The sequence below is a fragment of the Mycobacterium florentinum genome, from assembly GCF_010730355.1.
In the GTDB taxonomy this organism is placed as follows: Bacteria; Actinomycetota; Actinomycetes; order Mycobacteriales; family Mycobacteriaceae; genus Mycobacterium; species Mycobacterium florentinum.
In genome coordinates, this window is record NZ_AP022576.1 from 2,518,846 (window position 1) to 2,531,984 (window position 13,139).

The following is a 13,139-nucleotide window of genomic DNA, read 5'->3' on the forward strand; positions in this document are numbered from 1 at the left end:
CCTTCAGACTGTCTGCATCGGTCCCGACCGCGCACCGGCGAGGTCCAACGCGATGTCGACGATCATGTCTTCCTGGCCGCCCACCAAACGCCGCCGGCCCACTTCGAGGAGCAACGCGCGGGTGTCCACTCCATAAGTCCGTGAGGCGTTTTCGGCGTGCCGCAGGAAGGACGAGTACACGCCCGCGTAACCGAGCGTGAGCGTCTCGCGATCGACTTGAACCGGCCGATCGCGCAGCGGGCGAACCAAATCGTCGGCGGCGTCTTGCAGCTCGAGCAGTTTGCAGCCATGCGACCAGCCGTGCAGATCGGCGACCGCCACAAACGCCTCGATGGGAGTGTTGCCTGCCCCCGCACCCTGCCCGGCGAGTGAAGCGTCCACGCGGGTCACCCCCTCCTCGACGGCCACGACGCTGTTGGCCACTGACAGGGACAGGTTTTCATGGGCATGCACGCCGATCTGAGTCTCGGGCTTCAGCACGTCACGGTAGGCACGGACCCGCTCGCGCATTCCTTGCATCGTCAGCCGCCCGCCGGAGTCGGTGACGTAAACACAGTGAGCCCCATGCCATTCCATGATCTTGGCTTGGGCTGCCAATTGCGCCGGATCGGCCATGTGGCTCATCATCAGGAAGCCCGACACGTCCATACCCAGTTCGCGCGCGGTCGCGATGTGCTGGGCGGCAATGTCGGCTTCGGTGCAGTGAGTGGCGATGCGCACCGACCGGACCCCGAGCGAATGCGCATGCTTGAGTTCGGCGATGGTGCCGATGCCGGGAAGCAGCAGGGTGGTCAGCACGGCGGTTTCGATGGCCGCGGCCGCGGCCTCGATCCACTGCCAGTCGGTATGGCTGCCCGGGCCGTAGTTCAGCGAGCCGCCGGCCAGGCCGTCGCCGTGGGCGACCTCGATGGCATCCACTCCCGCCGCATCGAGGGCTGCGGCGATGCGGGCGACGTCCTCGGTGCTGATCCGGTGGCGGATAGCGTGCATACCGTCGCGCAGAGTGACGTCTTGAATGTATAGCGCGGAGTTCACTTCCGGACCTCCGCGAATTGCGCGTCGAGTTGCCGCTGTGCGATCGACTCGGCGACCCGTAGCGCGGCCGAGGTCATGATATCGAGGTTGCCGGCGTACGACGGCAGATAATGCGCGGCGCCTTCGACTTCCAGGAAGACCGACACCCGGGTAAGCACCGGGCCGGCACCGTCGGGCACCAGGGTGTGTACGGGTTCATCGGGTGCGACCGGGGTGAACTGGACCTGCTGTTTGAGGCGGTACCCGGGCACATACCCACGGACCCGGTCGACCATCGTGCCGATAGACGCCGCGATCGCGTCATGGTCGGCATCACCGATCAGGCAGAAGACGGTGTCGCGCATGATCAACGGCGGTTCGGCGGGATTGAGGATGATGATCGCCTTGCCCCGCGCCGCTCCCCCGACCGATTCGACTGCCTGCGCGGTGGTTTCGGTGAATTCGTCGATGTTGGCCCGCGTTCCGGGACCGGCCGACTTCGAGGCGATCGAGGCCACAATCTCGGCGTAATGGACTGCGGTGACCGCGGAGACCGCCGCGACGATCGGAATGGTGGCCTGACCGCCGCAGGTCACCATGTTGACGTTGGTGGCCCCGGCATCCAGGCAGGCATGCAGGTTCACCGGCGGGACCACCATCGGGCCGATCGCCGCGGGCGTCAGATCGATCAGCGTCTTGCCGTACGGCGCCAGGGTAGCGGCGTTGGCCAGGTGGGCCCGCGCCGAGGTCGCGTCGCACACGATGTCGATGTCGTCGAATCCGGGCAACTCGATGAGCCCGCGCACACCCTCGTGGGTGGTCGGAATACCCACCCGCGCGGCCCGGGCCAGGCCATCGGAACCGGCATCGATTCCCACCAGTGCGGCCATCTCAAGGTGCTTGGACGTCCGCAGAATCTTGATCATCAGATCGGTGCCGATGTTGCCGGATCCGATAATGGCGACTCTTGTCTTGTTCACGACTCCTCCAGAAATGAGAAATGGGCGGAAAGCAGCCCCAATGGCGCGATTTCGGCGTGTATGCGAGTACCCGGTGGTGCGACGACCATCGGGCCCAGCGCACCCGACAACACGATCTGACCGGCGAGCAACGGCTCGCCGTAGGCGGCCGCGGCGCGGGCCAGCCAGGCGAGGGCGTTGAGGGGGTCACCCAGGCAGGCCGACCCATCACCGTGCGACACCAATTGGTCGTCGACATACATCCTCATCGTCACCTCGCGCGGCTCGAACTCGTCGAGAGTCAACCGCCGGTTGCCGAGCATGAATAGCCCGGCCGACGCGTTGTCGGCGACAGTGTCGGCAATTGTGATGTCCCACTGGCGAATCCGGCTGTCCACGATCTCCAGGGCCGCGACCGCGTAATCGACGGCGGCGCGAATGTGCTCGCTGTCGTCGAAACCCGCGACCAGGTCGGCGCGCAAGACGAACGCGATCTCGGCCTCCACCTTGGGCTGCAGGAGCCGGTGTGACGGAACCGATCCCGTACTGGAGACCTCCATATCGGCCAGCAGCACCCCGAAATCGGGTTGGTCGACCCCGAGTTGCCGCTGAACCGCCGGCGAGGTCAGCCCGATCTTGCGCCCGACGATGACCCCGCCCGCGGCGACCCTGCGATCGATGAGTTCGCGCTGCACGGCATAGGCGGCGTCGATGTTGTCCGCGCCGATTACGGCGCGGACCGGGGCGATGGGCTGCCGCGTCCGCGCGGCCGTCTGCAGCTTGTCGGCGACGTCGTAGATGGCGGCGTCCGCAATCTTGTCGTGAGCGGTCACCATTGCCGGCGGCTTTCACTCGCCACAGTCGTTGTACGGCACCGTGACACGCTCATTTGAACACCACCACGGAGCGCAGCACCGCGCCGCGGTGCATCTTGGCGAACGCATCTTCGATGTCTTCGAGGCCGATGCGCTCGGAGACGAACCGCTCCAGCGGTAGCCTTCCCTGCAGGTACAACGCGACCATCGTGGGGAAGTCGCGTTCGGGTAGGCAATCGCCGTACCACGACGACTTCAGCGTTCCGCCGCGGGAGAAGAAGTCCACCAGCGGCATGTCGAGACGCATGTCGGGGGTCGGAACACCCACCAGCACAACGGTTCCCGCGAGATCTCGGGCATAGAAGGCCTGCGTCCAGGTCTCCGGACGGCCGACCGCGTCGATCACCACGTCGGCGCCGAAGCCGTCGGTCAACTCCTGGATTGCCTCGACGACGTTGCCGGTACGGGCATTAACGGTGTCGGTGGCCCCGAAATCGGTGGCCCAATCGAGTTTGGCGTCGTCGGTGTCCACCGCGATGATCTTGCGCGCGCCGACCAGCCGGGCCCCGGCGATGGCGGCGTCGCCCACCCCGCCGCAACCGATCACCGCGACGGTGTCATCGCGGGTGACCGCACCGGTGTTGACGGCCGCGCCGAGGCCGGCCATCACCCCGCACCCCAGCAGCGCCGCCGCCGCGGCATCGGCCGCGGGGTCGACCTTGGTGCACTGGCCTTGGTGCACCAGCGTTTTGTCGATGAAGGCCCCGATTCCCAGCGCAGGGGTGAGTTCGGTGCCGTCCGTCAGCGTCATGGCCTGCGCGGCGTTGTGGGTGTCGAAGCAATACTGTGGGCGACCCCGGCGGCACGCCCGGCACTGTCCGCATACCGCACGCCAGTTGAGGACCACGAAGTCACCCGGCTCGACGGCCGTGACCCCCGCCCCCACCGACTCCACGGTGCCGGCCGCTTCGTGGCCGAGCAGGAACGGGTAGGCGTCACTGATGCCGCCGTCGCGGTACGTCAGATCGGTGTGGCAGACGCCGCAGGCGCCGATTGCCACCACCACTTCGCCCGGGCCGGGATCGGGGACGAGCACGTCGACCAGCTGGACCGGCTCGCCCCGCTTCTTCGATACCACTCCCCGCACTGTCTGGGTCAAATCATCTCTCCTTGCGTGTGTGCAATTTGTCGCTCGAGCTACTTGATCTGGGCGGCAAGGTCGGCCGACATGGCCTGTAGTTGCGGTGCCCAGGAGGGCCAGCCGTGGTCACCGGCGACCGGGAAATCGAAGTGGCCGTTGCGCCCGCCCACCGCGACGTAGTGGGCGTAGAACACGCGGCTGCTGCCCTGGGCCTGTTCGGGGTAGCCGATCATCGCGGCTTCGTCACTGGCGGTCAGGGATTGCGGGCTGTAGATCCACAGTCGAGTGTTGTTGTCTACCAACGCCTGCACATGCACGTCCGGGTCATGCCACTTCCAGCGGCCCAGCTGCGGCAACCCCCACATGTTGCGGATGTCGACGTCGCCGAACCTCATCATTCCCGCGCTGATCGCCCCGTTGAGGGTGGTGTTCGACGGGGTCAAGAAGCCCGACATCGAGCCCGCGTACCTGAAACGGTCGGGATGAAATTCCGCCAGCATCAGCGCGCCGGTGCCGCCCTGGGCGGCCCCGACTACCGCGTGCCCGCCCGGGGCCAGGCCCTTGTTGGCCGCCAACCACGTTGGCAGCTCGGCCGACAGAAAGGTGTCCCACTGGCGACTCCCGTCCTGCTCCCAGTTGGTGTAGAGGCTGTATGCGCCGCTAGCCGGGGCCACCACCGAGATTCCCTTGCCCGCAAGCGTTTCCATTGCGTTGCCGGCGCTCACCCAGTTGCTCACGGCACCACCGGCGTCGAATGCGTCCAGCAGGTACACCGCGTGGGGTCCGCCGCCCAGGAAGGCGACCGGGATGTCACGCCCCATCGCCGCCGACGGGACCATCAGATAGTCGACCGTGGCCGCGCGCGCATACGCCGCCGTCAGCAAACACAGCGTCGATGCCGCCGCCAGAATGACGCGTAACAGCGTGGTGCCGACCTTCACGGGATGCTCCTAGTAATGGTGCTAGACCTGTGGATACGCCGGCGGTGGATAGGCACCGCGCAGAATCCACGCGAACCAGTCGATGCCGTACTCCAATTCATCGCTGATGTCGTAATCGGGACTGGGATCCATGGTCCTACTCTCCTGTCGATACCGAAGGTTTGATGAACGCCATTGGGGCACTGATCCTTTGGCCGGTGGAACTCATGCCGGTTTCCCGTACACGGCTACTACGACCGTGCGATCCAGCCGGCTCGCCGACCACACGCCGATCTGGGTGTAGTTGCAGTTCTGCATGACGGCCAGGTATGCGGGGTTGTAGTACCACTGGTTGATCAGTTCGATGCCGCTGATCGCCATCGCCGGGTTGATAGCGACGGTTTCGGCCACCGGGCCGTGATACCCGGCAGCGGCGGCGCGGTCGGCCACCGAGGTTCCGTCCGAGCCGAGGTCGCCGTCGAGCGAGTAGTTGGCAAGCACGTCGTCGGTGTGCCACTGCGCGGCCAGCCGCAGCGGTGGGCTGACCCGCAGATCGTCGGTGCAGCCGGCGTGTCGGTGAATCGTGTACACATTCGAGACCACGCTGGCGTTCAACCGGCTGTTGTCGGCGTGCGCCTGCGGCGGCCCCAGCACCGCCGTCAGCCCGAAAATCGCCAGACCCGCGACAAGCTTTGTACCGTAGGTCATTTCGGCTCGAACCCGGCCACCAGCCAGCGGTTCCCAAGTTTGTCGAGGGTGACTTCGACGACGGATGCGGTCTGGGTCGGCGCGTCGTTGCCGATCATCACGGCCTGGTTGACGAAGAGCACCACCACGGCGTGGCTGGCACTGGCCGACTCCGATGCCGCGGCGGCCACCGTCGCGGCAGCAGAGATCTTCTTCTCCCGAGCCCCGGGAATCACGACGTCGTGTATCAGCGAGGCATAGGAATCGTGGAACGTTCCGGTGAGACGGTCGCTGGCGGCTGTGAGCTTCTGTTCGACGCTGTCGGGGGTGTAGGACAACATCGCGACCGTGCTGTCCTTCGCCGCCTGGACCGATTCGACCGCCGCTCGACTCGCCGCCGCCGCGCAGGCATCGAGATATTTCGCATAGGCGGCCACCCCGGACAGCGCCGCCACCAACACGAAGACACCGACCCCGACGACGCGAACCCCTCGGTCGCGTCGGGTGGGGCCGGGCTGCGGCGAATCGAGATCGGAATCGGAATCCGGGTCGGCGACGGCACGACGGGTACGCAGCCGAGCCATCGGCCGGCCCAGGGCAGATCGCATGCGCCGTAACGTCGTTGGTCGCCCGGACGGCGAGGATTGGTCGCTGTCGGCACCGTCCTGCGGTGTGACGTCGTCCCCCTCTTCGAGGTCGACGGCAGCGAGATTCTCGTTCGTGGTCATGGCACGAACTCCACGTTGGACACCTTGACCTCCTGCCCGACCTTCTGTACCGAGATCCGCATGCGCCACAATCGCGGCTTTTGTTCAGCTGCACCGGCATTCGAGATCCGCACGCTGACCGCGACCAGCACTTGAGCGTCGTTGGCGGTCGCCGACTCCAGCCCGGCCGCGGTGACCGTGCCCTGCGACGTCGACTGCACCTGTTTGACCACCTCGATCAGCGGCTTGGCCCGGTTGGCGAAGTCGTCGTGAAACGCGCCGGTCGCGGAGTTCAGGACACGCTGCACGTCGGCGTCGGCCTGCCGCCAGTCGATGGAGGTCAGGTTCAGGGCCCCCTGCCGACCCGCTGCCAGGAACATCGCGCGCTGCTGGCTGACCCGCTCGGCCTCGTAGGCCCGCCATCCGAGCCACCCGGCGACACCGGAAACGGCCACGATCATGGTTATTCCGACCAGCAGCGACTGCCGGCGTATCGACATTCGCCGGCGCGGCGCGGGTGCGCAGTCGTCGTCGACGGTCGACGCGTCGCGGTGTACATCGCGTTGCTCGTCGGGCACCTCGTCGGTGTCGGTGAGCTCTGCTTGCGGGGTGTCGATTGTCATCGGTCAGCGTCCTGTCGGGGGAAACACCATGTCCTGCCAGCTGCGCTGGACCGGAGCGTCGGCGGCCAGGTCGGCCTGGGTGTGCAGGCGCCCGTCGGGCCCCGTGTAGGAACCGGTGGCGGGGTCATAGATGGCCGCCGCGAGTGCCGGGGGTGCCGGCGGGGCGGCGCTCGGTGGGGCCTGCGCACCCGGCGGCAGCTGCGGAACCGGCTGGCCGGACAGCGTCGCGTTCGGGTCGCCCTTCCAGTTGTATCCGTCGTTCAGCGGCAGGTAATTCTCGTTTCTTTCGCACAATTCGACCGTCGGTGCCCGCTTGCCCGGCCGGGTTATACAGGGCGCGTTGTGGGCGCCCCGGACGTTGAGCAACGAATCTTGCGGAACCCGGCAATACAGGTCGCCGGGTGGGCGCTCCGGATAGTCCACCTCGCTGGGCGAGCGCACCTGATTGGGCGGCAGGAATCCGGTGGTACAGGGCGGCGGAAGATTCACATTCAGGTTGAACGACAGGTAGGTGCCCTTGTAGGCCTGTTTGGTGTCGCGGTCGGCCAGGGTCGAGCCCTGCAGCATCTCAACCAGCGGCGGCATCAGCACCAACACCTGCTCGATGCTGGGTTGGTAGGTCAGCGCCACCTGGCCGACGCTGGCCAAGTTGGCGGCCAAGATCGGCAGCGTCGGCTTGAACCGGTCCAGCAGCTGGCGGGCTTCGTTGACCGCACCCGGGCCGGCGTTCAACAGATTTCGCATCGAATTATCTTGGGCCGCAATCTCACCGGTGATCTGCGCGACGTTCGCAGCCCACGCCTTGATCGCGTCCGAGGAGTCGACCTGGGTGTCCAGGATCGGTTTGGATTGGTCGATCAGGGTGGTCAGCGCGTCCAGATTGGCGCGGGCGTCGGCCGCCAATGTGGTCGTGCCCTTCACGAGCCGCGCCAGTTCGGGGCCCAAACCCCCTACGGCGGTGTAAGACTCGTCGATCGCTGTTCGCAGGTTGTCGTGCGGGATGGCCAACAGCCCGGCGTTGGTGGCGCTCAACAGCGAGTTGATGTCGGGCGGCACGCTGGTGCGATCCACCGGGATCACGTCGCCGTTGCGAAGCGCGGGGCCGTTCCCGCTCCGCGGAACGAATTCGATGAACTGCTCACCGACGGCGGTCTGACTGTGCACCTGGGCTTGGAGGTCCGCCGGGATCCGTACCCCCGATCTCAGCGACAGCACCGCGGCCACACCGGTCGGGGTCAGCCGGACGTCGTCGACGCGCCCCACTTCGGTGCCGCGGTAGGTGACGTTGGCGTTGGGGTAAAGCCCTGCAGCCGTGGGCAAGTCGACCGTCACCCGATAGTGACCGATGCCGAAGAACTCGTTTCCCACATCGAGATATCGGAACGCCATGATGCCGCCCGTGACGACGGCGATCACGGCGAACACCGCCAGCTGCAGCCGGACGCGCAAGGTGAGATGCATCATGTTAGGGCCCCTGATCGAATCGGTAGGGAGCCAGCAGAGGATTGCCCGCGGTGTACGGGCTGGGTAGCACACCCACGGTGCGGCCCCACTGCATCTCCAGTTGGGTGAGGTTGCCCTCCCAGCGTGTGCCGGTGAAAAACGATGTGTCGAGCCGGCTTAGCGTCAAGTCGACGACCAGGGTCACGTTCGCGTAGTCCCCCCGGAACCACTTGGTCAACGTGTCCTTCGCGAAGGGGTAGGTGCTGAACAGGCCCAGCGACCGGGTCAGTGCGCGCCCGGCATTGCCCAGCGATTCCAGCACCGGGCCGAGGTCTTTGAGCTCGGCCACCAGCGAGGCCTTGGTTTGGCGCACCGAATCGGCGGCGAGTGCGCTGAATTTGCCCAACTGATCGAGGGCGTCGATCAGGGTGTCACGTTCGCTGTTCAATGTCGCCAGTGCGCCGGGAATCGTGTCCAAGCCCCGGTCGATGACGGGCTGCTGTGCCGCGAACTTGGTCAGCAGCACATTGAGACTGTCTGCCGCGGCGATGATGTCGTGCTTTTGCGCATTGACCCGGCCGATGAATGTGTCCAGCTGGCCCAACAGCGTGCGCAGCGCGTCTTCGCGGCCGCCGAACGCGGTCGTCATGGCGATGGTGATGTCCTGCACCTGCCCCAGGCCGCCCCCGTTGAGCAGGAGCCCGGCGGACGCCAGCGTCTGCTCGGTGGACGGGTACGCCTTGGTGGCCGACAACGGGATCACCGATCCCTGGTGCAACTGGCCGCGGGGGGGCTCGTCGGCCGGTACCGCCAACTCGATGTGCAGCGATCCCAGCAGGCTTGTCTGGCCAAGGGTGGCAGTCGTATTGGCGGGTAGCTTCACGTCGCGGTTGAGACTCATCGTCACCAGGGCGTGCCAATCCTGGCGCTCGATTTTGGTGACGGTGCCCACGGTGACGTCGCCGACGCGCACCCGGGAGTTCGGCTGGATGGTGTCCACGTCGGGCATCTGGGCCGTGATCGTGAACGACCCGTCCCCGCGGCCCTGGGTGCCGGGCAGCGGCAGCGAGTTCAGGCCCCGCCAGCCGCAACCCGACAGCGCGGTGACCAACCCGACGAGGACGACCGCGACACGGCGGCGGGTAGGTGTGTGCATCAGCGGTCGCCCCCGGCGGGCATCATCATGCCCTGCAACCCGGCCGCCGGATCGTACTGCACCGGGGTGCCGGCCGGCGGCGGCGACGCGTCGGCCGCCAATTGTGCTGGGGCACTGGCCGGTACCGCGGCATTGTTCTGTGGCGGTACGTAGTCCGGGCGCATCCAGTCTTCGCTGTAGGTGATTTCGTTGGGCCGTGCGGCGGCTCCCACGAAGGGATTGACGCCGAACGGAAGGAAGTTGTACTGGCGGTTTTTGACGATCGGGGCCAGATACTGCACGCACAGCTTGGCCGACTGCTCGGAGCCCAACCTGGAGGCGGCTTGGATCGCGCCGCACAGGAAGTTGATCGGATTCGCGAAGTTGTTGACCGCCAGCGCACCGCTGAGCGTGCCCTGTGCGGGTTGGTACAGGTTGACCGCGTTGCTCGCGGTGGTCGGCAGGATGTGCAGCAGCTGCTTGATGTCACCGAGACTCTCGGCCAAGGTTTGGGACACCGCCGCCAGCTTCTCGGTGGTGGTGCCCAACGTGTCGCGGTTGTCGGCGACGAACGTCTTCACTTCGGCCACCACGTCGTTGAGATCCTTGATGGCACTTGCAATCTCGTTCGGGTCGTTGGCCAGCACGCCGGTGACCGAGGCGAGGTTCTCGTTGAGCTGGCGAATCAGCGTGGTGCTGCCCTGCAGCGCCGACACCAGCGTCGCCAGATTCTTGACCGAACCGTAGGTGTCGGCGCTGTGGTCGGCCAGGGCCGACACCGCGGTGGACAGTTTGGTGAGCGCTTCACGGATGGTGGCTCCCTGGCCGCGCAGGTTGTCGGCCGTGGTGTTGACCAGCGCGCCCAGCGTGCTGACCCCGCCGGGCTCGGTGGGCTGCAGCAGCCGCGTCAGCCGTTCGAGTTGGCCGCGGAAGTCGTCCCACTCCATCGGCACCGCGGTCCGGTCCTCGCCGATGACCGCGCCCTGACCCAGACTGGGTCCGCCGTGGTACGGCGGGGTCAACTGGATCGCCCGTGACGTGACAAGCGTCGGTGACAGGATGACGGCCTTGGCGTCGGCGGGCACCTTGTATTGGTCGTCATACCAGAAACTGATCTTCACCCGATCGGGTTCGGGTTCGATCGCGTCGATGCTGCCGACCTTCACACCCCGGATTCGCACATCGTCGCCGGCGAACACGCCGTTGCTATTCGGGAAGTAGGCGACGACATGGATGCGACCGATCTGGCGGGCAGCGCCCAGCACCAGGTAGGCCGCCGCCACGATTACGACGACCAGCACGGCCGCCAAGGCGGACCGCAACCAGCGCGGGCGGTTCATCCGCCGGCCCGCGTCGACTCGGGTTCACCGGGTGCGGGAACGAATACCGGGGTGGGTGTCGGCTGCGCCGGCGTCAGCTGGCCGGGCGGCAGCGCGGGCGGGCCGGGCGGGGGTCCGCCCGGGGGCGGCGCCGGGATCGGCTCGCGGTACGGGTAGCGCGGATCTCCCGGCTTGCCGGTGATCGCATCGGGCAGCGTCAACCTCGGCTCGCCGCCCTGGCCGGTGCGCGGATAGGGCACGGGCAGCGGCGGTGTGCCCGGCTGACCGGTCTGCGGGTCCGTCCGCTGCGAGGGCAGCAGCACATTCGGATCCAGGCCGAGGTCAGAAAAGGCGACGTCGACGAACGGCTGGATGAACTGTCCGGGCAGCAAGTTGACGACGTAAGCCTTGAAAAATGGCCCGGACGAGACTGATTCGCCGAAGGACATCACGTAGGTGTTGAGACCCTTGAGCGACTTCTGGACCTCGGCCTTGCGGTTGTCGATGGTGGCGAGAACGCCGTTCAGTTTGTCCAGTGCGGGTTTGAGCGTTGCGCGGTTGTCCGCGATGAAGCCATGGATCTGGGTGGCCAACGCCGAGATGTGTTGCGAAATCTGGTCTAGCGCAGCGCTTTGGCTGCGCAGCGCCGCCAGTACGGCGTTGGAATCCCTGATCAGGCGCACGACCTTGTCGGTGCGTGACGCCAGCACCGTGGTGGCGTTCGCGGCGTTGGACAGCAGGGTGCGCAGCTGCGCATCGCGCTCGTTGAGGGTCTCGGAGAATCGAGCGACACCCTCCACGGCGACCTTGAGCTGCGGCGGGGTGTCGTGCAGCGTGGTCGCCAGGGTCTTCAGTGCGTCCGAGAGCTGATCTGTGTTGAGCCCGCTGATGGTTGCGGTCAGGTCCCCGAGGGCGTCGGGCAGCTGATACGGGGACGTGGTGCGCTGCATCGGGATGGTGCCGGTCACGTGACCGTCGCCGCGCGGGGTGACTTCGAGGACCTTGTTGCCCAGCAGGCTGATCGTCTTGATCGCCACCTCGGTCTGTTCGCCCAGCCGGACGTCGTCGGCCACCGTGAAGGAAACCAGCACGCCGTGCGGGTCGAGGCTGATGGATTTGACCTGGCCGGATTTGAATCCCAGCACCTGTACCGGGGCCCCCGTGGTCAGGCCGCCCGCCTCTTCGAAGTACGCCGAATATGTTGTGCCAGAGGTGATGAACGGCACCCGGTTATAGTTCAACGTGGCGACGGTCAGGGCGGCCACCACGACGACGGTGACGATGCCGATGACGACCGGGTTGCGGTCTTGGAAGCGTTTCATCGCGGTGTGCACCTGCCCGTGTCCTGCCCAGCGACCTTGATGAAGACCGGCTGGCCACCTTTGCCGTTGACCTTGAAGATCAGGTCACACATGTAGAAGCTGAAGAAGTCGCCGTTCAGAGCTTGCCGGCCCAGCACCCGGTAGGCGTCGGGAAGCGTCTTGAGGAAGTCATCGAAATAGTCGTGATCCGCTTCCACGTTGCCGGCGGTGCGGTCGGTCTCGTGCACGGTTTTCTGCAGCGGAGCCCGCGCTTGCGACAGCAGGTCGGCGATCGAGCCGGCGGCCGCGTTGCCGTACGCCACGCTGTTGACGAGGTCTTGCTTGCGCTCGGCCAGCGCGTGCATGAGTTCGGAGAGCGAGTCGACGGCGGTGGCGAACTTGTCGCTGTGCCCGGCCAGCGATCCGAGCACGGTGTTGAGGTTCACCACGACTTGACCGATCAGCTCGTCACGGTCGGCAAGCGTGTTCGTCAGCGCGGCGGTCTGGGCCAGAATCGAGCCGATGGTCGCGCCTTGGCCTTGAAACGCCGCAATCAGTTGCGAGGTAAGCGTATTGACCTGGGTGGGGTCCAACGCGCGGAACAACGGCCGGAACCCACCGATCAGCGCATCCAGGTCCAGCGCCGGCGCGGTGTTGGCGACTTTGATGGTGCCGCCGGGAGGCAGCTTCGCCGTCGGCCCCGGGCCATCCTCGAGGGCCAGATAGCGCCCGCCGATCAGGTCGGCATACCGGATCACCGCCCTGGTGCCTTGGGTGAGGACCACCGAGTCGTCGGCGGAGAAGGTCACCCGCACCGTGGCGTCGCCGGAAATCTGGATGTTCTTGACCTTGCCGACTTCCACGCCGGCGATGCGCACGAAGTTCCCGTTCTGCAATCCACTGACCGTGGTGAAGATGGCGTTGTAGCTCTTCTCGTTCTCGAATCGCAGCTGTCCGTAGATAGCGACCAGCGCGAACGCGCCGATTCCACACACCACGACGAAGGTCGCAAGGCGTAACAGGAGTCCTGTTAGGTTACCCCGCAAGGCAATTCACCTCTCGCACTCGTGATTTC

General features: G+C 66.3%; 14 protein-coding genes. All 14 read right to left on the reverse strand.

Going from position 1 to position 13,139, the window contains the following annotated elements; genetic code table 11:
• Nucleotides 1–3: 3 nt before the first annotated feature.
• The 14 genes from dmpG to G6N55_RS11780 all read right to left on the reverse strand — a co-directional run bounded on the left by dmpG (nucleotide 4) and on the right by G6N55_RS11780 (nucleotide 13,110).
• Nucleotides 4–1,035, reverse strand: a complete 1,032-nt coding sequence (gene dmpG, locus G6N55_RS11715; RefSeq protein WP_085219609.1) for a 4-hydroxy-2-oxovalerate aldolase — start codon at nucleotides 1,033–1,035, stop codon at nucleotides 4–6.
• Complete coding sequence (locus tag G6N55_RS11720; protein WP_085219607.1) at nucleotides 1,032–1,994, reverse strand: acetaldehyde dehydrogenase (acetylating); 963 nt, start codon at nucleotides 1,992–1,994, stop codon at nucleotides 1,032–1,034. Before G6N55_RS11720 ends, dmpG begins: the two co-directional genes overlap by 4 nt.
• Nucleotides 1,991–2,809 carry a 2-keto-4-pentenoate hydratase gene (locus G6N55_RS11725; protein ID WP_085219606.1) on the reverse strand — a complete coding sequence of 273 codons (819 nt, stop codon included), beginning with the start codon at nucleotides 2,807–2,809 and terminating at the stop codon, nucleotides 1,991–1,993. Before G6N55_RS11725 ends, G6N55_RS11720 begins: the two co-directional genes overlap by 4 nt.
• Before the next feature lie 49 nt (nucleotides 2,810–2,858).
• Nucleotides 2,859–3,947 (reverse strand): S-(hydroxymethyl)mycothiol dehydrogenase, encoded by a 1,089-nt coding sequence (locus G6N55_RS11730; protein WP_085219604.1) that lies wholly within the window; start codon nucleotides 3,945–3,947, stop codon nucleotides 2,859–2,861.
• 38 nt (nucleotides 3,948–3,985) lie between these two features.
• Entirely contained in the window at nucleotides 3,986–4,870 is an 885-nt protein-coding gene (locus tag G6N55_RS11735; protein WP_372517564.1) for an esterase family protein, read from the reverse strand.
• 21 nt (nucleotides 4,871–4,891) lie between these two features.
• Nucleotides 4,892–5,002 carry a hypothetical protein gene (locus G6N55_RS30340; RefSeq protein ID WP_139826638.1) on the reverse strand — a complete coding sequence of 37 codons (111 nt, stop codon included), beginning with the start codon at nucleotides 5,000–5,002 and terminating at the stop codon, nucleotides 4,892–4,894.
• Between the two features lie 72 nt (nucleotides 5,003–5,074).
• A complete protein-coding gene (locus G6N55_RS11745) occupies nucleotides 5,075–5,557 on the reverse strand; it encodes a CAP domain-containing protein (protein WP_179968139.1) in 483 nt (160 codons plus the stop codon).
• The gene (locus tag G6N55_RS11750; RefSeq protein ID WP_085219602.1) at nucleotides 5,554–6,264 is read right to left on the reverse strand and encodes a hypothetical protein; all 711 of its coding nucleotides are present in this window, start codon (nucleotides 6,262–6,264) and stop codon (nucleotides 5,554–5,556) included. Before G6N55_RS11750 ends, G6N55_RS11745 begins: the two co-directional genes overlap by 4 nt.
• The gene (locus G6N55_RS11755) at nucleotides 6,261–6,866 is read right to left on the reverse strand and encodes a hypothetical protein (RefSeq protein ID WP_085219600.1); all 606 of its coding nucleotides are present in this window, start codon (nucleotides 6,864–6,866) and stop codon (nucleotides 6,261–6,263) included. The genes G6N55_RS11750 and G6N55_RS11755 overlap by 4 nt, the downstream gene beginning before the upstream one ends.
• A gap of 3 nt (nucleotides 6,867–6,869) precedes the next feature.
• Nucleotides 6,870–8,327: an MCE family protein gene (locus G6N55_RS11760; protein WP_085219684.1), complete on the reverse strand. Its 1,458-nt coding sequence runs from the start codon at nucleotides 8,325–8,327 to the stop codon at nucleotides 6,870–6,872.
• Between the two features lie 4 nt (nucleotides 8,328–8,331).
• On the reverse strand, nucleotides 8,332–9,465 hold the full coding sequence (locus tag G6N55_RS11765) for an MCE family protein (protein WP_085219598.1): 1,134 nt from the start codon (nucleotides 9,463–9,465) through the stop codon (nucleotides 8,332–8,334).
• Entirely contained in the window at nucleotides 9,465–10,784 is a 1,320-nt protein-coding gene (locus tag G6N55_RS11770; protein ID WP_085219596.1) for an MCE family protein, read from the reverse strand. The genes G6N55_RS11765 and G6N55_RS11770 overlap by 1 nt, the downstream gene beginning before the upstream one ends.
• Nucleotides 10,781–12,085 (reverse strand): MCE family protein, encoded by a 1,305-nt coding sequence (locus G6N55_RS11775; protein WP_163667289.1) that lies wholly within the window; start codon nucleotides 12,083–12,085, stop codon nucleotides 10,781–10,783. Before G6N55_RS11775 ends, G6N55_RS11770 begins: the two co-directional genes overlap by 4 nt.
• Entirely contained in the window at nucleotides 12,082–13,110 is a 1,029-nt protein-coding gene (locus tag G6N55_RS11780; RefSeq protein WP_085221940.1) for an MCE family protein, read from the reverse strand. The genes G6N55_RS11775 and G6N55_RS11780 overlap by 4 nt, the downstream gene beginning before the upstream one ends.
• Between the last annotated feature and the right edge of the window lie 29 nt (nucleotides 13,111–13,139).

What these genes read in the sequence shown, in the direction of transcription:
- G6N55_RS11725 (WP_085219606.1), bottom strand. Translation starts at nt 2,809, where the DNA reads ATGGTGACCGCTCACGACAAGATTGCGGACGCCGCCATCTACGACGTC.
- G6N55_RS11755 (WP_085219600.1), bottom strand. Translation starts at nt 6,866, where the DNA reads ATGACAATCGACACCCCGCAAGCAGAGCTCACCGACACCGACGAGGTG.
- G6N55_RS11770 (WP_085219596.1), bottom strand. Translation starts at nt 10,784, where the DNA reads ATGAACCGCCCGCGCTGGTTGCGGTCCGCCTTGGCGGCCGTGCTGGTC.
- G6N55_RS30340 (WP_139826638.1), bottom strand. Translation starts at nt 5,002, where the DNA reads ATGGATCCCAGTCCCGATTACGACATCAGCGATGAATTGGAGTACGGC.
- G6N55_RS11765 (WP_085219598.1), bottom strand. Translation starts at nt 9,465, where the DNA reads ATGCACACACCTACCCGCCGCCGTGTCGCGGTCGTCCTCGTCGGGTTG.
- G6N55_RS11760 (WP_085219684.1), bottom strand. Translation starts at nt 8,327, where the DNA reads ATGCATCTCACCTTGCGCGTCCGGCTGCAGCTGGCGGTGTTCGCCGTG.
- G6N55_RS11775 (WP_163667289.1), bottom strand. Translation starts at nt 12,085, where the DNA reads ATGAAACGCTTCCAAGACCGCAACCCGGTCGTCATCGGCATCGTCACC.
- G6N55_RS11750 (WP_085219602.1), bottom strand. Translation starts at nt 6,264, where the DNA reads ATGACCACGAACGAGAATCTCGCTGCCGTCGACCTCGAAGAGGGGGAC.
- G6N55_RS11745 (WP_179968139.1), bottom strand. Translation starts at nt 5,557, where the DNA reads ATGACCTACGGTACAAAGCTTGTCGCGGGTCTGGCGATTTTCGGGCTG.